The sequence below is a fragment of the Methanohalophilus sp. DAL1 genome, from assembly GCF_001683555.1.
GTDB classification, from domain to species: Archaea; Halobacteriota; Methanosarcinia; order Methanosarcinales; family Methanosarcinaceae; genus Methanohalophilus; species Methanohalophilus euhalobius.
Map to the genome: position 1 here is coordinate 1 of NZ_MAFX01000010.1, position 19,461 is coordinate 19,461.

Sequence of the window (19,461 nt, forward strand, 5' to 3'; positions counted from 1 at the left end):
CAAGCCCTGTATCGGCAAACATCATTTCATAATCTCTGACGCACTCATCCACAAGCTGGACCACTGCAAGACTGTCCTTGCCTCCGGAATAAGATACGGAGATAGGCAGATCCTTTGTTTCAATGGTTTTCTGGATAAAGGTGTGGGCTTCTGCAATTGCTCCATCCATAATGAATCGGTTTGCCCGGATAACATCGCCCCAGCCTGAAGGTTTTCTGTCATGGACTTTTGAAGGCGTATCCGCTTTCCACCGGGGTTTGACTGCACTGCCCTTTTTGGCTTCCATCATTTCCCGGCCATCCATTCGCGCACGGCCTGTAGCAACAACTTCTCCGGCAGGGGTTATTATTATGACCTCGTCATCTTTCTGTATTCCCGGGTCCGCATCCAGCACTCCCGGGGCAAGCAGGTTTGCACCTTTGTGCAGGAATTTTTTCACATCGTCCTCGATGGTCACGTAACCTGTAGGGGGTTCTTTGCCTGCCAAAATTCTGCGAGCGGCTTCCAGTCGGGGAAGAAGTACCCATTCAAGTTTGCCGATCTCATAACGTATGCTTGCAATTACTTCGCCATCAACAATAATCTCATCCATGCGGTCTTCGTAGGGTGCCTTGTTGAGTAGCACTACCCTTTCCGTGTCAAGAAGCGGGTTGTTGAATTGTTGTTTTGATATTCGGTTTATGTGTTTAATATCGTGCAAAAAAGCCGGTCTTATATCCCCCGGGGGTGTAACATTTACTTTAACACATTCGGCCCCGCAGGTACACTTATTACCAAGAACCGGTACATTGCAGCTGTGGCACCATTGCAGCAGCAAATCTCCATGGAATACAGGTTGTGACATCTATGCTGGAAATCCTGTACTGGTTAAATAATATTGTGGTCGTTCTCAGAAGAACTTTGAAGCCAGGGAGTTGCCCTGTGATTGGCACATTTGTTCGTATGGACAGTATCCGCACAGTTTTCCCCGCTTTGCCTGTGGCATTTTTCCGTTCTTTATCTTTTCAATCCGTTTGAGGATATTAAGCACCTCTCTGCGCTCGGCTGGTCGTATTTTCACAGGTCTTGCCTGACCCTGTGAGGCATAAAAAAGCACTGCGGAATTTACCGGTTGGTCGTATCTTTCTTCTGCAAGTATGGAGTAAGCTGCCAGAGGTATCCGGTCATTTTTCCAAACACCCTGCTCTGGAGCATTACCGCTCTTTATGAGCAGAGGCATCTTCTGTTCATCATGAAAGACGATTGCCGATGGTGCACCACTTAAGTTTAATTTGTCCGAATGCATCAGGGGTTCGATTTCAACGGGTGTTATGAGTTCAATCATTTCTTCATCGGATAGGTTCTTTAAATTGGCTGCTATTGCAGGTAACGCTTCGTATACATCTTCCACAGCATCTTTGAATTGGTTTTCATCAATGTCCTCCAATTCGTCGGAATAGATGGTTTTTATTTCCTGTACTATTTCTTCGACCCGTGTTTGCAGCAGGGGAAGTATTTCCTGTTTTGATCTGGCAACCTCTGCACAGGAAAGAGCCAGTTCTTTTAGTAGCAAATGACGGATGTAAGGTTTTTTAATGTCATCTGCTATTGTTTCATTCCTGCTGGCAAAGTATATCTTTCGGGGGCATTTCGTGTAGAGGACTACTTCTGAAACATTGGAATTTGTTTCGCAGAACATTGCACACATATTTAGAAGTTAACAAATTGCATAATATTTAAGTTGAATGAATGTCTGGGCATCGGCAATAGACGAATCGGCATTCGTTAAATATATATGCATGCTGGTATTGAAGTAATTGTAGCACATGACCGAGGATGCATCAAAGGAAAACTTACGTCATCGCCTGGCTGAAAAAATGGCTGGTGAGATCACTCTTTCGGATAAGCCCGGTGAGGCTCTGAAAAAATGGAGACTCAATTTCGAGATAGCCCAGACAGATATATCTTCATATCTGGGTGTTTCGCCATCTGTGATAAGTGACTATGAAAGTGGAAGGCGAAAGTCTCCGGGAACCCTTATCGTCAGCAAGATTGTGGATGCTCTGATAAATATTGATTCAGAAAGCGGAGGCCACAAGATACATGCCTATGAAGGCATGCTGTACAGTGATCAGGTATCAAAAGCGGTCTATGCAACTTACGAATACACATATCCAATGCAGCTTGCAAAACTGGCCACTCTTATCGAGGCGGATGTGGCCAACCGGGGTGTGGAAAAACCCCTGTATGGTTTTACGGTGGTAGACAGCAAGAAGGCAATTCTTGAACTGTCTTCACATGAATTCCAGAAACTTTATGGATGGAGCACAGAACGTGCCATGATATTCACAAAAGTGTCTACAGGGAAATCCCCCATGGTAGCAATCAGGGTCACAAACCTGAAACCCGCAGCAGTGGTTCTGCATGGGCTTAGTATCAGGGAGGTGGATCCAATGGCCAAAAAAATGGCAGAAGTTGACAGGATCCCTTTGCTGGCAACGACTATGGACCTTGATGAATTGATCGAGGCATTAAAACACTACAGTCAATACCAGGTAATGGAATGATATTTATTTTTGATCAAAAGGTGATTTAAGCAATGAGCGTAGGGATTGTTTCATACGGTACATATATCCCCAAATACAGGATAAAAGTGGAGGATATAGCAAAGGTATGGGGTGATAATGCAGATATACTCAGTGCAGGCCTCATGGTGAATGAAAAATCTGTCCCGGATCTGGACGAGGATACTGTAACAATTGCAGTTGAGGCTGCAAGGGCTGCAATTTGTCGCAGCAGCCTTGATCCTTCCAGAATCGAGGCAATATATACAGGATCTGAAAGTCATCCCTATGCGGTCAAACCCACCAGTACAATAGTAGCTGAAGCGGTGGAAGCGACCCCTGAGATGACTGCAGCGGATCTTGAATTTGCCTGTAAAGCAGGAAGTGCCGGTATGCAGGCATGCATGGGATTGGTACAATCCGGTATGGCAGATCTGGGGCTTGCGATAGGTTCGGACGTATCACAGGGTGCACCCGGAGATGCACTGGAATATACCGCTGCTGCTGGCGGTGCGGCTTATATTATAGGCAACAAAGAAGAAGAAATGGTGGCAATAATCGAAGATACCTATTCTTTCACGACTGACACTCCTGATTTCTGGAGGCGTGAAGGTATGCCTTATCCCGAACACGGCGGACGTTTCACCGGAGAACCCGGTTATTTCAAACACGTCCTGGGTGCCGCAAAAGGTCTGATGAATAAACTTGGCACTTCAGCTGAGGATTACGATTATGCAGTTTTCCATCAACCCAATGGTAAGTTCCCCTCCAGGGTGGCAAAAATGCTGGGATTCAGTAAGGAAAAAATTGCTCCCGGCCTTGTGGTCACAAGATTGGGTAATACTTATTCCGCTTCATGCCTGATGGGTATTGCAGCTACTCTTGACCAGGCAAAGCCTGGAGACAGGATTTTTGCAACAGCCTTTGGTTCAGGTGCAGGTGCAGATGCCTTCAGTTTCAGGGTAACGGATAAGATCGATAAGATCAGGGATAAAGCTCCCCTGGTAGAGGAATTGCTTGCAAATCCTGTCTACATGGATTATGCAATGTATGCAAAGCATAAAGGCAAGATAAAACGTGCATGAGGGTATAAAAATGAGAGACGTTGCAATTATCGGAAGTTATACTACCAAATTTGGTGAGATGTGGGAGCGCTCTTTCCGTGATATAGTTGTTGAGGCTGGAGTCGGAGCTCTTGAGGATGCCGGAGTTGGTGGAGAAAGTATCGACAGTATGTTTGTCGGTAATATGAGCGGCGGACAGTTTGTTGAACAGGAACATATCGGTGCCCTGATCGCTGATTATTCCGGTCTGGCAGCCGGTTTGCATGTACCTTCCACCCGTGTGGAGGCCGCCTGTGCTTCAGGGGGACTGGCCTTCAGGCAGGGAATACAGTCCGTTGCATCTGGTTACAATGATATAGTGGTAGCTGCAGGAGTTGAAAAAATGACAGACGTTTCCTCCGTTGGCGCTTCTTCAGCCCTTGCGGCAGCAGCTGACCGGGAGTGGGAGAGCATGATGGGTGCCACCTTCCCCGGTTTGTATGCCATGATAGCCCGCATGCATATGCAGCAATATGGAACAACCAGTGAACAGCTTGCACAGGTTGCTGTGAAAAATCATCAGAATGGTACCAATAATCCAATTGCCCAGTACAGGAATAATATCACAGTGGATAAAGTGCTTAATTCCATAATGGTTGCCGACCCCTTGCACATCTTTGATTGCTCTCCGATTACTGACGGGGCAGCCGCTCTTGTGCTGGCTCCTGCCGAAGAAGCCCACAAATACACCGATACTCCGATATACGTTAAGGGGTCAGGACAGGCAAGTGATACTATTGCCCTGCATGATCGCCGTGACATTACCACTCTTGATGCGAGTGTCTATGCTGCAAAACGAGCCTATGATATGGCAGGAATCGGGCCGGATGATATCGATGTGGCAGAGGTGCATGATTGTTTCACCATTGCAGAAATATGTGCCATCGAAGACCTTGGATTCGTAGAGAAGGGACAGGGTGGCAAATTCGTTGAAGAAGGCAATACAGCGATTGGCGGCAAAATCCCTGTAAACACTTCAGGCGGCTTGAAAGCATGTGGTCATCCGGTGGGTGCTACAGGCATCAAACAGGCTGCAGAAATTGTCAACCAGCTGCGTGGAGAGGCAGGGAAAAGACAGGTAGAGGGTGCAAAGATCGGACTGGCCCATAATGTAGGAGGGTCCGGTGCGACTGCACTTGTACATATATTAGGCAGGGAGAGGTGATTCTAGATGTCTGTTGCAAGATTCTGGAGACAGCAGGTACAGCGATATAATCTCGTAGGTAACCATTGTAGAAATTGTGATGAATACTATTATCCCCCGAGGACTACCTGTCCGTTTTGCAGAAGGAACGGGGAGATGGAGGAATACAAGTTCAGTGGCAAAGGTGAACTTGTAACATATACGATAATACATTCAGCAGCTGAAGGGTTTGAACACCAGACACCCTATGTGCTGGGTATTGTGAAACTGGAAGAAGGTCCACGTCTTACATCCCAGATCATAGCACAACCAGAAGATGTGAACATCGGTATGAAGGTAAGGTCTGTGTTCCGCAAACTCGGTGAAAGCGGGGATAAGGGTATGCTCCATTACGGTACCAAATTCACACCGGCGTGATGAGATGCTTGAGGTAGAAGTAAAATCCCGTATAGACCTGTCTCATGCCCATGAAATTCTTGATAGGCTTGGTGCAAAATTCCTGGAGACAGAGGAGCATTTTGATGTTTACTACAACGCTCCGCACCGGGATTTTGCAGAAACGGACGAAGCTTTGCGTATACGTTCTGTTAATGGCAGGCAGGTCCTGACCTACAAGGGCAAAAAACTCGATGATATCACCAAAAGCCGAGAGGAAATCCAGACTCATGTGGAAGCTGAAGCCATGATACAGATTCTGGAAAGGCTTGGGTTCAAAGAAACTGCCAGGGTCCAGAAGGTGAGGGATGTTTTCAAAATAGGCGACATTACCCTGTGTCTGGACGAGGTGGATTCCCTGGGTCAGTTCATCGAGTTTGAGATAATCTCTGATGCTGATATGGAGGAAAGTAAAAAACACATTTTTGCGATGATGGAAAAATTCGGCCTGAAACCCGAAGATTCTATCCGTAAATCCTATCTGGAACTGGTGATGGAATAAACTCCATCATCCAATCTGGGTTCCATTCTTTGCTTCTTTTTCCGGTGCAAGCAGAATTGCACCACCGTCTTCGTCCACTCCGGCAAGCACCATGCCGAAAGATTTGACACCGCAGAGTTTGGCAGGCTTGAGATTGGCCAGTACGATTACCTGTCTGCCCTTTACTTCTTCGGGGCTATGGGTCAGGGCAATTCCGGCAACTATCTGGCGTGGCGTTTCTTCTCCGATATCAACTTCGAGCCTGAGTAATTTGTCGGCCTTTTCGACCTTTTCAGCTTCGACAATGGTTCCTACACGCATATCGAGTTTACCGAAATCTTCGAAGGTGATTTCTTCGCTATCTGTCATTATTTGTTCTCCTTTCTTGCGGTTTTGTTTTTCATTGGCTTCTCTGACCCGCTGTGATGCAATGGCTTCCATCTTTTCGATGGTTTCATCCTCTATTTTCTTGAAAAGGATGGAGGGTTTGCTAAGGGGTGTACCCGATTCAACAGGCACGGTACCCTGGCTGTAGAGTGCTGTGTGTACATTGCTCTGCATACCGAGCTGTTTCCAGGCATTTCCGGCCTTTTCAGGTATCAGAGGTTCATAAAGCAGAGTAAGGGCTTTGCCGATCTGCATGCAGTTTTTGAGTACGCGGCCACATTCTTCTTTGTCTTCTTTTACCAGGTTCCAGGGTTCTCTGGACTGGAAATAGATATTTCCATAGGAAGCAAGGGTCATCACGCTGTCTGCATATTTCTTGAACTCATACTTTTCCATTGCCTCACTTGCTTTATCAATGGTATTCTGGATGGTTTCCATGACTTCATCATCCAGTTTTCCTTCGGGAACGGCCTTGAAGTTCTTGTAGGCAAAGAGCAATGTGCGGTAGAGGAAATTGCCGAAGACTCCTACAAGTTCTGTATTGGTTTTTTCCTGGAATACCTTCCAGGAGAAATTGAGTTCTTTGGTATGGGATGTGTAACTTGCCAGATAATAACGCAACAGGTCCGGATGGAAACCCTGTTCCATGTAGTCATCACCGACCCATACAACATAACCACGGCTTTTTGAGAAGGTTTTGTTCTCTATCTTTACCATACCTGATGCTACCACAGATGAGGCGGGTGAATAGTCAGCACCTTTGAGCATGGCAGGCAGGAATATACAGTGATGGTAGATTATGTCACCACCGATAAAATGTACTATTTCACCATCATCTTTCCAGTATTTTTCCCAGCTGTCACCGGTTGCGTTTGCCCATTCTTCAGTGAAGGCGATATAGCCTATAGGTGCATCCACCCATACATAGACGACCAGGTCATCACGCCCCGGGAACTTGACACCCCATTCGAGATTGCGGGTAATGCACCAGTCATCAAGTCCCTGTTTTACCCATCCCAGGGCATAGTTGCGGGCATTGGATGTACCGTCAAGTTTGTCAAGATATTCAAGCAAATAATCATTGAACTGGGATAATTTGAAAAAGAAGTGTTCCTGTTCCTTATACTCGGCAACCCCGCCACAGATGGTACAGACGGGATTTTTGAGTTCTCCGGGTTCCAGATGTTTTCCGCATCCCTGATCGCATTCATCACCCCGGGCACTTTCTGCGCAGTGCGGGCATTCTCCTTCCACATACCTGTCGGGGAGGAATCGATTACATCCGGCGCAATATGCAACCTCTATAGTTTTGGGATATACGTAATCGTTTTCTATTAAACGGTTCACTATATCATGAGTGCGGTTATGGTTTGTTGGGTCATCGGTTGTACCGAAGGCATCGAATTCGATACCCATTGACTTGAATGTCTCATCAAAATGGGTATGGTATTTCTTGATCAGAGCCTGAGGAGTAGTATTCTGTTCCTCAGCATTGAAGACGATGGGGGTGCCATGGGTATCCGAACCACAAACAAATGTAACCTCATGGCCCATTTTTTTTAATGAGCGTACAAATATGTCTGCAGGGATGTAGGTCCTTAGGTGACCGATGTGAGCCATTCCGTTGGCATAGGGTAATCCACAGGTCACAAGTATGGGTTTATCGGGTGAAAAGCGTGACATGTTATTTCTCCGTTTGTATCAATATTATCGGTAACAATGTGTTTGCAATGGATAGGTGACAATTATAAAATACATTTCGCTCCCTGTCTTAAGGAAGGTAAGGCGTGTCAGAAGGTATTTGAATATTCAGGAGAATATTTGCTTTTATATCGAGGAATACAATGAACGAAAACGATCCCACCAATAATGAAGAGGGCGAAAGTTTATCGGGCAATGAGCGGTTTCTTGCAGGCAGTGATAAATCATTTTATACGGAATTAGAAGATGATCCGTATGAAGAGCCTGTGCAGGAACAGCCCGTATCCGGATCGCCTCTTTTGTCCCCTCCTGATGAACCTGGCAAAGGCCGGATGGATGTTCCCCATACACCGCCTGAAAAAAAAAGTAACTTTGGTAAGTATGCCGCCCTTATTGCGGTCCTGTTTTTGATAATCGGTTCGAGTTTTGCAATAATATATTATTCAGCCGGAGGGGATTTTTATCCCGACAATAATAGGGTGGCTGTAATCTATATCCAGGGTACAATGCTGACCGGTAGTGTCCCTTCAGGACTGGGGTATGCTACATCCGAGAATATTTGTGCAAGTATACGTAAGGCAGTTGATGACAATAGTGTAAAAGCCATTGTGTTGCGGATCAACAGTGGTGGTGGTTCCGGCTCAGCCTCTGAAGAAATCAATACGGAGATAAGAAAAGCCCAGCAGGCAGGTGTGCCGGTTGTAACTTCCATGGGAGATGTGGCTGCCAGTGCTGCCTATCATGTATCTTCAAGTACCGATTTGATAGTTGCAAATCGAAATACTATGACAGGTAGCATAGGGGTAATCTGGACCTTCCGTAACATGTCTGCTTATTACGAGGAAGAAGGCATCGATTACCATGTTGCTAAATCAGGTGAGTTCAAGGATATGGGCGGAACATGGCGCGGTCTAACTGACGAAGAGAAAGAATATGCAGATCGTGTAATAATGGAAAATTACAATCTTTTCGTACAGGATGTGGCCCAGGGACGCAATATGACGGTCAGTGAAGTAAAGGATATAGCAGACGGGAGAATTTACACAGGTGTATCTGCCAAACGTATAGGGCTTATCGATGAGTACGGCAATTTCTATGATGCTATCGATAGGGCTGCTGATATGGGGGGAATTGAAGGAGAACCCACTATCTACTATGTGAACAAACCCTCTATCACAAACCTGTTATTTGGCTCGAAAGTACAGAATGATAATATTGCCGAGAGTTTTGTGAGTTACTATGAAAAATCTCCCTTTGGCAAACTTGCGTATTGAAGGTGTATTGGATGACAGGAGTAGGCAGGAATTTCATGGATGCAACCAAATTTGGTGAATTGGACCCCTCTCCTCAGATGCTGGGCCATTCCCCTCCGCCTCTCGAAATAGCACCAGGTGCAGACAAGTCCCTGATATCCTTTCCCGAAATTGGCGGTTTGGAAACGGATTCAGTTAATCTCAAAAGGGCAATTGAAACCCGTCGCAGTGTAAGGAATTTCACAGATTCTTCCATTTCCCTGCAGGATCTTGCCTGGTTGCTTTGGGCCACTCAGGGGATAAAAAAAGCAGTAAATGATGTGGCCACTTTCCGTACCGTTCCTTCAGCGGGCGCAAGACATGCTTTTGAAACCTATCTTTCGATTGGTAATGTGGAAGGGTTGGAGCAGGGTCTGTACCGCTATCTTGCCCTGGAACATTCGATTGTTGAGGAACAACAGGATGAGGACATTATGGCAAAGGTGGCCCGTGCCTGTCTGGACCAGCCTTTCGTGCGTAACTGTGGGGCTGTTTTCATATGGGTTGCTATTTCTGAAAGGATGACCTGGCGATATGGTGAGAGGGGTTACCGTTATTTGCATCTGGATGCGGGACATGTCTGCCAGAATCTCTATCTTGCATCGCAGACGGTAAATTGTGGTGTTTGTGCAGTTGCAGCTTTTAAGGATGATGAACTGAATTCCCTGCTTGGTCTTGACGGGGACAAACATTTCGTGGTGTACCTGGCGGCTGTGGGAAAACTGGATTGATTCATCCTATTTTATCCAGTTTCCAGCCCAGGTGTTCTTTTATTATCACATAAGCCATCTGTGGGGGGAATGCTCCCGCTTCGGTCACGATCAGGTCAATGTATTCTGATGGTGTGACATCAAAGGCAGGGTTGCTTATTTTTACATCTGGCATATCACCAAGTTTGTCTTTGGAAATGACTTCTTCAGGGTCGCGTTCCTCGATTTCCACCAGGTCGCCAAAAAGGGTAGAGGGGCTGAATTTGTAGGTCTCGGCTGCGGATATGAAGTTTACACGGGCTTCATGGGCTGCCAGGGCCAGCTGTGATGTACCTATCTTATTAACAAGAGCACCATTTACGGTAATTGAATCTGCACCCACAATGACAGTGTCCACATTTTTCATTGTATATCGCACTGCGGAATCTACGATGAGGGTTGTGTCTATTCCGGCGTCACTGAGCTCTTTTATTGTGATGAATCCCTGTCTGCGAGGGCGGGACTCGGTTGCATAAACTTTTATTCTTTTTCCCTGGTTGTGTGCGGTTTTTATGATTGCAAGGGCTGCGTGGGAATTACAATGGGTCATGACTGTATCCCCGTCACGGAGGCGTTTAGCACCGATCTCCCCTATGCTATCAAGGGCTGTGTCGGCGTTTCGGATAAATTCTGTGGCGTTATCCAGGATCTGGCTGCGTGCTTCTTCCACAGTTTCTGCATTATAACTGCCCGCCAGCATTACCGCATTGGGCAGGGAGACAGCTGTGGGTCGGGTTTCAATAAGAACGGATTTGGCTTTTTCTACTTTCGCTACAAATTCTTCAAAGGACGAAGTTTCCAGTGTTTCCACATAATCCCGCAGTGCCTTAGCAGCTGCAGCGGCAATCCTGCCTGCCCCGCGAATCTCCATTGTACGGATCTTTTCAGCCGTGTCGAGTAACTGCTGCATAGTTATTTGGATGGGATGTGGAAGGATTTATAGGTATTGTAACCATATACAGTTATTATATTTTATCAAAGTTCCTCCAAAAACTATAATATTTCACAGGATCAAATCGAAACAATCATGTCCGATGCACCAACTCACAACAATGATACCGAAGAATGCCTTTCTGAAGAGGAAGTGGAAGAATTGATGGTCAGGACTTCCAGAAAGCAGATTCGATCGGATTACCGGCGCAGTCTGGGTTCGGAAGCCAGCAGAAGATATTGTGACATAAATAACAAGAAGAACTAAAGGTTGGCAAAGTTCCTTATATTGCAAATACATACTTTTCTGCATGCCATCCATGGAATCAATCAATCCATCAACCGGGGAGCTGGTAGAATCCTTCCCGATGTACAGGTCAAAAGATGTCCGGGACAGCCTTGAAAACTCATATCAGGCATTTCTGGAGTGGAAATCCCTTGATGTCTATGGGCGGTGTGATTATCTGCGGCAGGTTGCGAAGGTGCTGCGCCGGCGCAAGCAGGAATGTGCACAGCTGATCACCCGGGAGATGGGAAAACCCATCAAACAGTCATTGGGCGAGATTGAAAAATGTGCCCGGACATTTGATTACTATGCTGACAGGACACCTTCCCTGATGGAGTCACGTGTGGAAGATACCGATGCAACCTATTCCAGTGTATTCTTTGAACCGATGGGTCCGGTTCTGTGCATAAAACCCTGGAATTTTCCTTTCTGGCAGGTGCTCAGTGCGGCTTCCCATATTCTGGCCGGTGGTAATACCATCCTGCTCAAACATTCATCCAGAGTACCGGCATGTGCCCTGAAAATCGAAGAAATAATGCAGCAGGCCGGATTGCCGGATGGTGTATTCCAAACTCTCCTGATTGATGGCAAGACAGCTTCATCCCTGATCTCCTCCGACAAAATTGCCGCTGTGTCCTTTACGGGTGGAACTGAAGCCGGACGCCGGGTGGCTGTGGAGGCGGCTTCATCCCTGAAGAAATACGTGCTTGAACTCGGAGGTAGTGATCCTTTCGTTGTCCTTGAAGGAGCTGACGTACAGAAGGCTGCAAAGGCAGCGGTTGCTGCGAGATTTATCAATGCCGGTCAAACCTGTATTGCTGCCAAGCGTTTTGTAGTGGAAGAGTCTTTGATGGAGGAATTTAAAAGACACTTCATTGAGCAAACGCGTAGTATGAAGATAGGTGATCCGCTGGAAGAGGATACAGATATAGGTCCACTTGTCCGGGCAGAAGAAATGCACAGATTGGGTTCTCAGGTGGCAGACTCCATTGAAAAAGGCGCAAAGGTTGAACTTGACGGTGGACTGGTTGAAGGTGCGGGATTTTTCTATTCACCGGTTGTGCTTTCCGGAATAACTGCTAATATGGATGTAATGCGTCAGGAAACGTTCGGCCCTGTTGCTCCTCTGATCTCCGTGAAAGATGAAGCTGAAGCGATAAAGGTTGCAAACGCCACTCCCTATGGGCTGGGTGCAAGTATCTGGGGTGGTGATTCAGCTCACCTGCTGGAAATCGGAAAAAGGATTCAGGCAGGAGTTGTCGGGATAAACGGTTTCTTCAATCCGGAAGCATGCATGCCCTTTGGGGGTATGAAGCAAAGCGGGGTCGGCAGGGAGCTGTCTGATTTTGGCTTTTACGAATTCATGCACATCCGATCCCTGAAATCCTTCTAAACAAATCTAAGGTTAAAATTTCATCATCAGGGAGGTAAAATGCTTGAATCAGTCGGTAATTTCCACTCCGCCTCTTGTATCAAAGGCCAGGTATCCTTTAATGTTTGATGCTGCAGGTTTTGGTTGCGGGTAATTCCACGCACCGTCCTTCAGTGTGCTGTCTTCGAGAACAATATCATAATAACTGGCCTTGCCTTTCCAGGGGCAGACAGTTACTGTATCGCTGTCTCTGAAATATTCCATATTGACCGATTCCGGTGGGAAATAATGATTTCCTTCCACTCTCTCGGTAGCATTACTATCTGCAAGTACGACTCCTTTGTATTTTGCAACTGGCATATTAAATCCACTCCTTCTGACAATATTGGATTAATTAATTTAAATAAGTAATCATTGTGTAATAATTCAGCAAGGTAAAAGATGAGACAAAACAGCCTAAAAAACTTCGTGGAAACGGAAGTTCCTGCAGACCTTATAGAATATATCCCTAATCGATTTGATGTGGTGGGTGACATTGCAATTGTCAGTATTCCTCCTGAGCTGCGGGATTATTCTGAAATGATTGCAACAAAAATTGTATCCATGAGGGGCAATATCCGGACTGTACTTAACAAAGTAAGTCGGGTCAAAGGCGATCATCGTGTTTCAGATTTTGAAAGTTTGCTGGGTGGCAGTACTGTAACCACACACGGCGAATTCAAATATCGCTATCTTTTGGATCTCTCGGAAGTATTTTTCAATCCCCGGCTGGGTTATGAAAGGCACAGGGTAACATCCCTGGTTCTTCCCGGGGAAGATGTACTGGTTCCCTTTTGTGGGGTGGGTCCGTTTGCAATCCCTGCTGCTATAAGGGATATACGTGTTTTTTGTATCGAAAAGAACCGGCATGCATGTCACTGGCTGGCCGAGAATATACGGTTGAATAACTTTAAGGGAAATATCTATCCCATAAATGCAGATGCCCGGGATATTCCGGTTATTCTTGACATGAAGTTTGACAGGCTCATAGTTCCTACTCCTTATGGGCAGGATCATTTCTTTTCTTTACTCTCTCCCCTTTTGAAAAAAGGAGGTGTGATGCATTTCTATACTTTTAAGGTAGCCGAAGATATCGAAAAATCAAAACAAGCCTTTCAGGATGCAGGTTACGAAATAATTGGTGTGCGAAGATGCGGCAATGTAGCACGTGGTGTCAGCAGATGGGTGTTTGACCTGAAAAAGATCTGTCAGGCAAAAGGGTAAGGTATAAAGATGGCTTCTAAATAAATTAAAATTGGTCTGTAATCATGTCACAAATGTCAACTTCAAAACCAACGATTGTATGCTCCAGTGTGGATGCTGCGAGTATGAACATAATGTCCCGCCTTCTGGAAATGGATGAATGGGAAAAACAATCCTTTGAGCCTCTTTATGAGGATGTAACCAGTATATATGAATCCGGAAAGTTCCTGCTTGTGGAAGTTTCCATCCACCATATCTTTCAGGATGGACTGGACGACAAACTGGGCCAACTTGGATTTCTTCCTTCATGTTTCATTTTTGCTTCCAAACATAAAAGTGATGATGGCCGTAAACTTCTTACCGCCCACTTTACAGGCAATCCTTCGGAGGCAAAATTCGGTGGCTATCCCGGAAAACTTTCAATTGCTTATTCCTCTGCCCTGAAACCTTTACTGATGCAGATACAGTCCTATTCTGCAGGTATGGATTATGATGTGTCTATGGAATCCACACATCACGGGCCTACAGACCTGCAAGTTCCTTCCATCTATGCAGAGATTGGCAGTGGTCCCGCGCAGTGGGATGATAAAGGGGCCGCAGAAGTACTTGCCCGGGCCATACTTACCTTCAATTCCCGGAAATTGCCAATATCTCTGGGATTTGGGGGTGGGCATTATGCAGCCAGGCAATCTGAGATTGTTCTTAGCAATAATGTGACCTTTGGCCATAATATTCCTTCCTACCAGCTGGAATTTGTTGATGAATCTCTTTTTAGCCAGGCAGTGGATAAGTCGGGTGCGGATTTTGTTTATATGGACAGGAAAGCCATTTCTTCTTCTGACAAAGAGCATCTGCATGACCTTGCCCGGCAAAATGGGCTGCTGGTTTTGAGGGAGAGTGATATTCAGCAGATTGGAAATATCCCCTGGGCTATTTTCAAGAATATCCTGATAAGATCCAGGGGCATAGAGCCCACTACACCACCGTTATTTACAGATATTCTCAGAAATGATCTGGAAAATTCTTCACCTGATGTAGTCCCGGATCCAGTTGAATTGGTCATAGATGAAAGACTTGTCCACTATACCTGGAAGAGTAACCCGGACAGTTTCCTGGATATGCTGCAGAAATTTCCGCTTGTATATCTGCAGAGGGACAACGGAACGTATAGGGGTTCTTTCCTGTTATTTGAAAAGAAAGATGCAGAAGACTTGCAGACTCAGATTATAGATGAATGCATTAAAATACTAAAAGAACATTATGAAATTGAGTATATTAGAGAGGACAATCTATTGTATCTTACCTACCGAAAATTCAATCCGATAAAAGCGGAGAGTATAGGCGTTCCCGGAGGACCTCTGTTTGGTAAACTTGCCAGGGGAATTCCTGTTGAGGTTGATGGAAATATTATCCATCCGGATATGGTTCATGAGACAATTACAAAAGATCTTGTCCTGAAAAATATGATTCGTTGAATTCATGATTATCTTTGTGCTCGTGGAGGAAATTGAGTATGAAATCCATTGTTGAAGAGGCATTAGCTCGCTCAGCAGAAGAAAGACAAGTAAGTGCCGAAGCATCGGAACCGAAGGATGTCAATGCGGAGATCGAAGCAGTTTTGAAAGGTATGCATACCAATATTAAAGTTATTGGATGTGGCGGAGGAGGTTCGAACAGCGTCCAGAGGATGACAAATGAGGAAATTAAGGGAGCACAACTTGTAGCCCTCAATACTGATGCTCAACACCTCTTGGATGTTAGTTGTGATAATAAGATACTGATCGGCAAGAAAAAGACCCGTGGTCTGGGTGCCGGCAGTCTCCCTCAAATTGGAGAGGATGCTGCACTTGAAAGTATTGATGAACTCACTGAAGTGGTCGAGGGTACCGACATGGTATTCATCACAGCAGGGCTTGGTGGAGGTACCGGGACCGGTTCCGCAGCTGTGGTAGCAGAGGCTGCCAGGGATGCAGGTGCTCTTACCATTGCTGTTGTAACTCTGCCTTTTGCAGTAGAGGGAGAGGTGCGCCGTACCAATGCTGAAGCAGGACTGGAAAGACTCAGGGATGTTGCCGATACTGTAATTGTAGTACCCAATGACAAACTTCTGGAAGTAGTGCCACGTTTGCCTTTGCAGGCCGCATTCAAGGTTTCGGATGAAGTGTTAATGAGGGCTGTAAAGGGAATTACCGAACTGATAACCAAACCCGGTCTTGTTAACCTTGACTTTGCCGATGTACGTACCGTCATGCAGAACGGTGGCGTTGCCATGATCGGTCTGGGAGAGGCTGATGGTGATAGTAAGGCCAGTGAATCCGTACAGAAAGCATTACGCAGTCCACTTCTTGACGTGGATATCTCCGGTGCAACCTCTGCACTTGTTAATGTTGTCGGTGGTCAGGACATGACTGTTTCAGAAGCAGAAGGAGTAGTTCAGGAAGTCTATAGCAGGATAGACCCTGGTGCAAGACTCATATGGGGTGCACAGGTCGATCCGGATCTGGAACACACAGTGCGCACAATGATAGTTGTGACTGGTGTCAAATCACCGCAAATATATGGCCCGGGCGGAGCAAAGAACGTTACAAGGAGATATGGAATAGACTTTGTGGGATGATTTCCTGCATTTTCTATTTTGGATATCATATTCCTCCAGTCGAAAGATATTTTGCATATAAGGTTATGTGAGTGGCGCTATAGTTTTATAGCATAATTTTACTTTAACTACTTTCATACCAATTATTCAACGTTTATCGGTTGTGGATATTTTGGCAGAGAACATATTAAAATCAGCAATGAACAATCGCAGTGTCAGCCAGATCCTGAAGTCCTATTACAGGGTGCTGAAACTTTCCAGAAAGCCTGCCCGGGAAGAGTTCCTCATGATCTCAAAAGTTGCAGGTGCAGGGATTGTAGCAATCGGCTTTGTTGGCTTTGTGGTCTATATATTGCTGACCGAATTGCCGACATGGGTGTAACTCTATGAGTGAAGATAGCGCTATATTCGTGATAAAGACGACTGCAAATCAGGAACGCTCAGTTGCCGGAATGCTGGCCAAAGTGGCCAAAAAGGAGAATCTGGATATACGGGCCCTTCTTGCACCGGATGAGCTTAAGGGTTATGTACTTGCGGAATCTTCGAATTCAGGTGAGGTCGAACAGGCTATTCAGACGGTTCCCCACGCAAGGGCCGTTGTGAAGGGTCAATCGAGCATGGAAGAAATCATGCATTTCCTGACTCCCAAACCAACGGTTACAGGAATCACGGAAGGCGCGATCATAGAGGTTACTTCAGGTCCTTTCAAGGGAGAAAAAGCACGTGTCAAGCGTGTTGATGAAGGACATGAAGAAATCACTGTCGAGCTTTTCGATGCTGTGGTACCTATCCCCATTACTATTCGTGGGGATACAGTGAGAATACTCCGCAAAGAAGAGGAGTAAAGCCAATTAAAAATAATTATTTCAATCAAAATTAAAAGGTGATGATTAATGTCAAGTGTTGTTGAAGCATTGGTTCCCGGCGGTAAAGCAAACCCGGGTCCTCCATTGGGTCCGGCTCTCGGGCCATTGGGTGTGAACATTAAGGAAGTTGTTGACACTATAAATGAAAAGACCAGTGATTACAATGGAATGCAGGTTCCTGTAAAGGTCATTGTGGGTGATGATAAAAGTGTGGAGATCGAAGTAGGTACTCCTCCAACCGCCGCCCTTGTCCTTCAGGAAGCTGGTATAAGCAAGGGTGCAGGTGAAGAAGGTGGCAGTGAAATTGTAGGAAATCTCAGTATCACTCAGCTTGCCAAGATAGCCCGTATGAAAAAGGACGACCTCCTTTCCTATGAAATGAAATCAGCCATCAAGGAAGTTCTCGGTACATGTGTACCAATGGGAGTTACCGGTGAAGGAATGGATCCCCGGAATTGCCAGAAGGCAATTGATGAAGGTAAATTTGATGAGGCACTTGCCTCTGAAGCATGGTAACCCCATGCTTTTCATTTGACCGATAGGTTTAAAAATAATTGTCCTATATTGGTGAGCCCGTATAGATGACAATAAATCGTTCCGTAGGAGGCCTTTGTGGCTGATGATCACTACGGGAGGTAAGTATGGTAGAAGAATCTATATTAAACACAGTCGAAAGGTTATTTGAGGAATCCCCACAGCGCAATTTTGCGGAAAGTGTGGATCTTGCCATCAATTTAAAAAACCTTGACATGAGCCAGCCCAAATATCGTGTAGATGAAGGAATTTATTTACCCAATGGCCTTGGAAAGGACCTTAAGATCGCTGTTTTTGCAAAGGGTGAAGTAGGCCTTCAGGCAAAGGAAGCGGGCTGTGACTATGTTTTCACCGAGGAAGATATTAATGACCTCGCAGATGACAAAAGTCGCGCACGTTCCATTGCTAATGAATGTGACTTCTTCATTGCCGAAGTGCAGTACATGCCACTTATCGGTAAAACCCTTGGTGCAATTCTCGGTCCCAGAGGTAAGATGCCTGTCCCACTTACGCCAGATAAAAACGTGGCGGACATGATTAAATCCTCTAAGAATTCTATTCGCATTCGTTCCAAGGATAAACTCACTTTCCACGTTGCAGTGGGGAGAAGGGATATGGATGCAGAAAGAATTGCAGAGAATATTGAAAGCATTGTGAACAGGGTTGAGTCTGTACTTGATAAAGGAAAACAGAATCTCAAGTCCATATATGTTACAACCACAATGGGCAAATCTTTGAGGGTGGTATGATGGAAGAAGAGCTTCACCACAGTGAACATATCCCTCAATGGAAAAAACAGGAAATAGAGGATATAAAGGCTCTCATCGAAAAATATCCATTGTTTGGTATTGTAGGTGTGGGAGGTATCCCGGCCAAACAACTCCAGGCTATGAGACGTGAACTGAAAGATGTGGCAGTCCTCAAAGTATCCAGGAACACTCTTGTCAACAGGGCACTGGAAGGCTCCTCTAAAGATTGTTCTGAAATGATTGATTATCTTAATCAACAATGTGCACTAATTTTCACCAATGAGAATCCTTTCAAACTCTATAAGTTGCTTGAGCAGAGCAAGACCCCTTCGCCAATAAAGGCAGGTGCTATTGCTCCTCAGGATATAAAGGTGGAAAAAGGTCCAACCAGTTTCCCGCCGGGTCCCATTCTCGGAGATCTCCAGAGTGCTGGAATCCCGGCAGCCATCGATGCCGGTAAAGTTGTAGTCAGCCAAAGCAAGGTTGTTACAGAAGAGGGTAATGTAGTATCCCAGAAGCTTGCTTCAATGCTTGCAAGGCTTGAGATATTCCCTATAGAAGTGGGACTTGACCTTCATGCAGTTTTTGAAGATGGTTCGATCTATACTCCCGATGTACTGGCAATTGACAATGATAAATACTTCTCCGACATTGCCGCAGCGTCCAGACAGGCGTTCAATCTGGCAGTCAATGTAGCATACCCAACAACCGCTACGATCAGTACTTTGATCTCCAAGGCATCTTCCCAAGCAATAAACCTTGGTATCAATGCAACAGTACTGGAACCAGAGATCATGGATTCCCTGCTTGGAAAAGCACATTCCCAGATGATTTCACTCGCATCTGCTGTATCTGCAAACAATGAAGATGCAGTGGACGAGGATCTCAAATCCGTTCTGGGTGCAGCAGCACAAAGTGCGGCTACAACAGTTGAAAAACAGCCTGCTGAAGAAGCAGCTGAGGAAGAAGTAGAAGAGGAAGAAGAGGATGCAGAAGAGAACGGTATGGCCGGTCTTGGAGCACTTTTCGGATGAGATTTAAGATTAATTAC

22 protein-coding genes are annotated in these 19,461 nt (G+C 45.7%); 17 read left to right on the top strand and 5 right to left on the bottom strand.

What is annotated here, in order from left to right:
* A partial coding sequence (locus tag A9957_RS02595) for a PUA domain-containing protein (RefSeq protein WP_367121685.1) occupies window positions 1-844 on the bottom strand: 844 nt, incomplete at its 3' end.
* Between the two features lie 45 nt (window positions 845-889).
* Complete coding sequence (gene cas4 / locus A9957_RS02600) at window positions 890-1,678, bottom strand: CRISPR-associated protein Cas4 (protein ID WP_292343085.1); 789 nt, start codon at window positions 1,676-1,678, stop codon at window positions 890-892.
* Window positions 1,679-1,805: 127 nt separating this feature from the next.
* On the opposite strand from cas4, the gene A9957_RS02605 reads away from it, so the two are divergent.
* Genes A9957_RS02605 through cyaB form a run of 5 tightly spaced genes read left to right on the top strand, consistent with a single transcriptional unit; the run spans window position 1,806 to window position 5,727 of the window.
* Window positions 1,806-2,546 carry a helix-turn-helix domain-containing protein gene (locus A9957_RS02605; protein WP_096712548.1) on the top strand — a complete coding sequence of 247 codons (741 nt, stop codon included), beginning with the start codon at window positions 1,806-1,808 and terminating at the stop codon, window positions 2,544-2,546.
* Between the two features lie 32 nt (window positions 2,547-2,578).
* Window positions 2,579-3,628, top strand: coding sequence for a hydroxymethylglutaryl-CoA synthase (locus A9957_RS02610; RefSeq protein WP_105460479.1), 1,050 nt, complete (start codon window positions 2,579-2,581; stop codon window positions 3,626-3,628).
* Between the two features lie 10 nt (window positions 3,629-3,638).
* Entirely contained in the window at window positions 3,639-4,811 is a 1,173-nt protein-coding gene (locus tag A9957_RS02615) for a thiolase domain-containing protein (protein ID WP_105460480.1), read from the top strand.
* 6 nt (window positions 4,812-4,817) lie between these two features.
* Window positions 4,818-5,207: a Zn-ribbon domain-containing OB-fold protein gene (locus A9957_RS02620; RefSeq protein ID WP_105460481.1), complete on the top strand. Its 390-nt coding sequence runs from the start codon at window positions 4,818-4,820 to the stop codon at window positions 5,205-5,207.
* A 4-nt stretch (window positions 5,208-5,211) separates the two neighbouring features.
* Window positions 5,212-5,727 carry a class IV adenylate cyclase gene (gene cyaB / locus A9957_RS02625; protein WP_292343087.1) on the top strand — a complete coding sequence of 172 codons (516 nt, stop codon included), beginning with the start codon at window positions 5,212-5,214 and terminating at the stop codon, window positions 5,725-5,727.
* A 6-nt stretch (window positions 5,728-5,733) separates the two neighbouring features.
* Here the strand turns inward: cyaB and metG are convergent, their stop codons facing one another.
* Window positions 5,734-7,776, bottom strand: a complete 2,043-nt coding sequence (gene metG, locus A9957_RS02630) for a methionine--tRNA ligase (RefSeq protein WP_096712553.1) — start codon at window positions 7,774-7,776, stop codon at window positions 5,734-5,736.
* A gap of 161 nt (window positions 7,777-7,937) precedes the next feature.
* Here metG and sppA point away from each other — a divergent pair, with 161 nt between their 5' ends.
* Window positions 7,938-9,068, top strand: coding sequence for a signal peptide peptidase SppA (gene sppA / locus A9957_RS02635; RefSeq protein ID WP_096712554.1), 1,131 nt, complete (start codon window positions 7,938-7,940; stop codon window positions 9,066-9,068).
* Between the two features lie 11 nt (window positions 9,069-9,079).
* Window positions 9,080-9,817 carry a SagB/ThcOx family dehydrogenase gene (locus A9957_RS02640; protein WP_096712555.1) on the top strand — a complete coding sequence of 246 codons (738 nt, stop codon included), beginning with the start codon at window positions 9,080-9,082 and terminating at the stop codon, window positions 9,815-9,817.
* 1 nt (window position 9,818) lies between these two features.
* Here A9957_RS02640 and A9957_RS02645 read toward each other — a convergent pair whose 3' ends face one another.
* Window positions 9,819-10,745, bottom strand: a complete 927-nt coding sequence (locus A9957_RS02645; protein ID WP_096712556.1) for a ribose 1,5-bisphosphate isomerase — start codon at window positions 10,743-10,745, stop codon at window positions 9,819-9,821.
* Window positions 10,746-10,862: 117 nt separating this feature from the next.
* Here A9957_RS02645 and A9957_RS02650 point away from each other — a divergent pair, with 117 nt between their 5' ends.
* Together A9957_RS02650 and A9957_RS02655 are read left to right on the top strand one after the other, a co-directional pair.
* Window positions 10,863-11,033 (top strand): hypothetical protein, encoded by a 171-nt coding sequence (locus A9957_RS02650; protein ID WP_164909057.1) that lies wholly within the window; start codon window positions 10,863-10,865, stop codon window positions 11,031-11,033.
* A 52-nt stretch (window positions 11,034-11,085) separates the two neighbouring features.
* Window positions 11,086-12,444: an aldehyde dehydrogenase family protein gene (locus A9957_RS02655; RefSeq protein ID WP_367121689.1), complete on the top strand. Its 1,359-nt coding sequence runs from the start codon at window positions 11,086-11,088 to the stop codon at window positions 12,442-12,444.
* 48 nt (window positions 12,445-12,492) lie between these two features.
* On the opposite strand, the gene A9957_RS02660 is transcribed toward A9957_RS02655, so the two are convergent.
* Window positions 12,493-12,783 (bottom strand): DUF427 domain-containing protein, encoded by a 291-nt coding sequence (locus A9957_RS02660; protein WP_096712558.1) that lies wholly within the window; start codon window positions 12,781-12,783, stop codon window positions 12,493-12,495.
* Window positions 12,784-12,864: 81 nt separating this feature from the next.
* Between A9957_RS02660 and A9957_RS02665 the strand changes: the two genes are divergently transcribed.
* From A9957_RS02665 to A9957_RS02700, 8 genes are all read left to right on the top strand, one after another.
* Window positions 12,865-13,686, top strand: coding sequence for a class I SAM-dependent methyltransferase family protein (locus A9957_RS02665; protein WP_105460486.1), 822 nt, complete (start codon window positions 12,865-12,867; stop codon window positions 13,684-13,686).
* A gap of 53 nt (window positions 13,687-13,739) precedes the next feature.
* Window positions 13,740-15,140, top strand: a complete 1,401-nt coding sequence (locus tag A9957_RS02670) for a D-aminoacyl-tRNA deacylase (RefSeq protein ID WP_292343090.1) — start codon at window positions 13,740-13,742, stop codon at window positions 15,138-15,140.
* A gap of 38 nt (window positions 15,141-15,178) precedes the next feature.
* Window positions 15,179-16,282 carry a cell division protein FtsZ gene (gene ftsZ, locus A9957_RS02675; protein WP_292343091.1) on the top strand — a complete coding sequence of 368 codons (1,104 nt, stop codon included), beginning with the start codon at window positions 15,179-15,181 and terminating at the stop codon, window positions 16,280-16,282.
* Window positions 16,283-16,445: 163 nt separating this feature from the next.
* Window positions 16,446-16,643 (top strand): protein translocase SEC61 complex subunit gamma, encoded by a 198-nt coding sequence (locus A9957_RS02680; protein WP_370448644.1) that lies wholly within the window; start codon window positions 16,446-16,448, stop codon window positions 16,641-16,643.
* Between the two features lie 4 nt (window positions 16,644-16,647).
* Window positions 16,648-17,106: a transcription elongation factor Spt5 gene (locus A9957_RS02685; protein WP_072358591.1), complete on the top strand. Its 459-nt coding sequence runs from the start codon at window positions 16,648-16,650 to the stop codon at window positions 17,104-17,106.
* 48 nt (window positions 17,107-17,154) lie between these two features.
* Window positions 17,155-17,643 carry a 50S ribosomal protein L11 gene (locus tag A9957_RS02690; protein WP_096712563.1) on the top strand — a complete coding sequence of 163 codons (489 nt, stop codon included), beginning with the start codon at window positions 17,155-17,157 and terminating at the stop codon, window positions 17,641-17,643.
* Between the two features lie 125 nt (window positions 17,644-17,768).
* Complete coding sequence (locus A9957_RS02695; protein ID WP_292343093.1) at window positions 17,769-18,410, top strand: 50S ribosomal protein L1; 642 nt, start codon at window positions 17,769-17,771, stop codon at window positions 18,408-18,410.
* Window positions 18,410-19,444, top strand: a complete 1,035-nt coding sequence (locus A9957_RS02700; RefSeq protein WP_096712565.1) for a 50S ribosomal protein L10 — start codon at window positions 18,410-18,412, stop codon at window positions 19,442-19,444. The genes A9957_RS02695 and A9957_RS02700 overlap by 1 nt, the downstream gene beginning before the upstream one ends.
* The last annotated feature ends 17 nt before the right edge of the window (window positions 19,445-19,461 follow it).

What these genes read in the sequence shown, in the direction of transcription:
- cas4 (WP_292343085.1), bottom strand. Translation starts at nt 1,678, where the DNA reads ATGTTCTGCGAAACAAATTCCAATGTTTCAGAAGTAGTCCTCTACACG.
- A9957_RS02605 (WP_096712548.1), top strand. Translation starts at nt 1,806, where the DNA reads ATGACCGAGGATGCATCAAAGGAAAACTTACGTCATCGCCTGGCTGAA.
- A9957_RS02610 (WP_105460479.1), top strand. Translation starts at nt 2,579, where the DNA reads ATGAGCGTAGGGATTGTTTCATACGGTACATATATCCCCAAATACAGG.
- A9957_RS02615 (WP_105460480.1), top strand. Translation starts at nt 3,639, where the DNA reads ATGAGAGACGTTGCAATTATCGGAAGTTATACTACCAAATTTGGTGAG.
- A9957_RS02620 (WP_105460481.1), top strand. Translation starts at nt 4,818, where the DNA reads ATGTCTGTTGCAAGATTCTGGAGACAGCAGGTACAGCGATATAATCTC.
- cyaB (WP_292343087.1), top strand. Translation starts at nt 5,212, where the DNA reads ATGCTTGAGGTAGAAGTAAAATCCCGTATAGACCTGTCTCATGCCCAT.
- metG (WP_096712553.1), bottom strand. Translation starts at nt 7,776, where the DNA reads ATGTCACGCTTTTCACCCGATAAACCCATACTTGTGACCTGTGGATTA.
- sppA (WP_096712554.1), top strand. Translation starts at nt 7,938, where the DNA reads ATGAACGAAAACGATCCCACCAATAATGAAGAGGGCGAAAGTTTATCG.
- A9957_RS02640 (WP_096712555.1), top strand. Translation starts at nt 9,080, where the DNA reads ATGACAGGAGTAGGCAGGAATTTCATGGATGCAACCAAATTTGGTGAA.
- A9957_RS02645 (WP_096712556.1), bottom strand. Translation starts at nt 10,745, where the DNA reads ATGCAGCAGTTACTCGACACGGCTGAAAAGATCCGTACAATGGAGATT.
- A9957_RS02650 (WP_164909057.1), top strand. Translation starts at nt 10,863, where the DNA reads ATGTCCGATGCACCAACTCACAACAATGATACCGAAGAATGCCTTTCT.
- A9957_RS02655 (WP_367121689.1), top strand. Translation starts at nt 11,086, where the DNA reads ATGGAATCAATCAATCCATCAACCGGGGAGCTGGTAGAATCCTTCCCG.
- A9957_RS02660 (WP_096712558.1), bottom strand. Translation starts at nt 12,783, where the DNA reads ATGCCAGTTGCAAAATACAAAGGAGTCGTACTTGCAGATAGTAATGCT.
- A9957_RS02665 (WP_105460486.1), top strand. Translation starts at nt 12,865, where the DNA reads ATGAGACAAAACAGCCTAAAAAACTTCGTGGAAACGGAAGTTCCTGCA.
- A9957_RS02670 (WP_292343090.1), top strand. Translation starts at nt 13,740, where the DNA reads ATGTCAACTTCAAAACCAACGATTGTATGCTCCAGTGTGGATGCTGCG.
- ftsZ (WP_292343091.1), top strand. Translation starts at nt 15,179, where the DNA reads ATGAAATCCATTGTTGAAGAGGCATTAGCTCGCTCAGCAGAAGAAAGA.
- A9957_RS02685 (WP_072358591.1), top strand. Translation starts at nt 16,648, where the DNA reads ATGAGTGAAGATAGCGCTATATTCGTGATAAAGACGACTGCAAATCAG.
- A9957_RS02690 (WP_096712563.1), top strand. Translation starts at nt 17,155, where the DNA reads ATGTCAAGTGTTGTTGAAGCATTGGTTCCCGGCGGTAAAGCAAACCCG.
- A9957_RS02695 (WP_292343093.1), top strand. Translation starts at nt 17,769, where the DNA reads ATGGTAGAAGAATCTATATTAAACACAGTCGAAAGGTTATTTGAGGAA.
- A9957_RS02700 (WP_096712565.1), top strand. Translation starts at nt 18,410, where the DNA reads ATGGAAGAAGAGCTTCACCACAGTGAACATATCCCTCAATGGAAAAAA.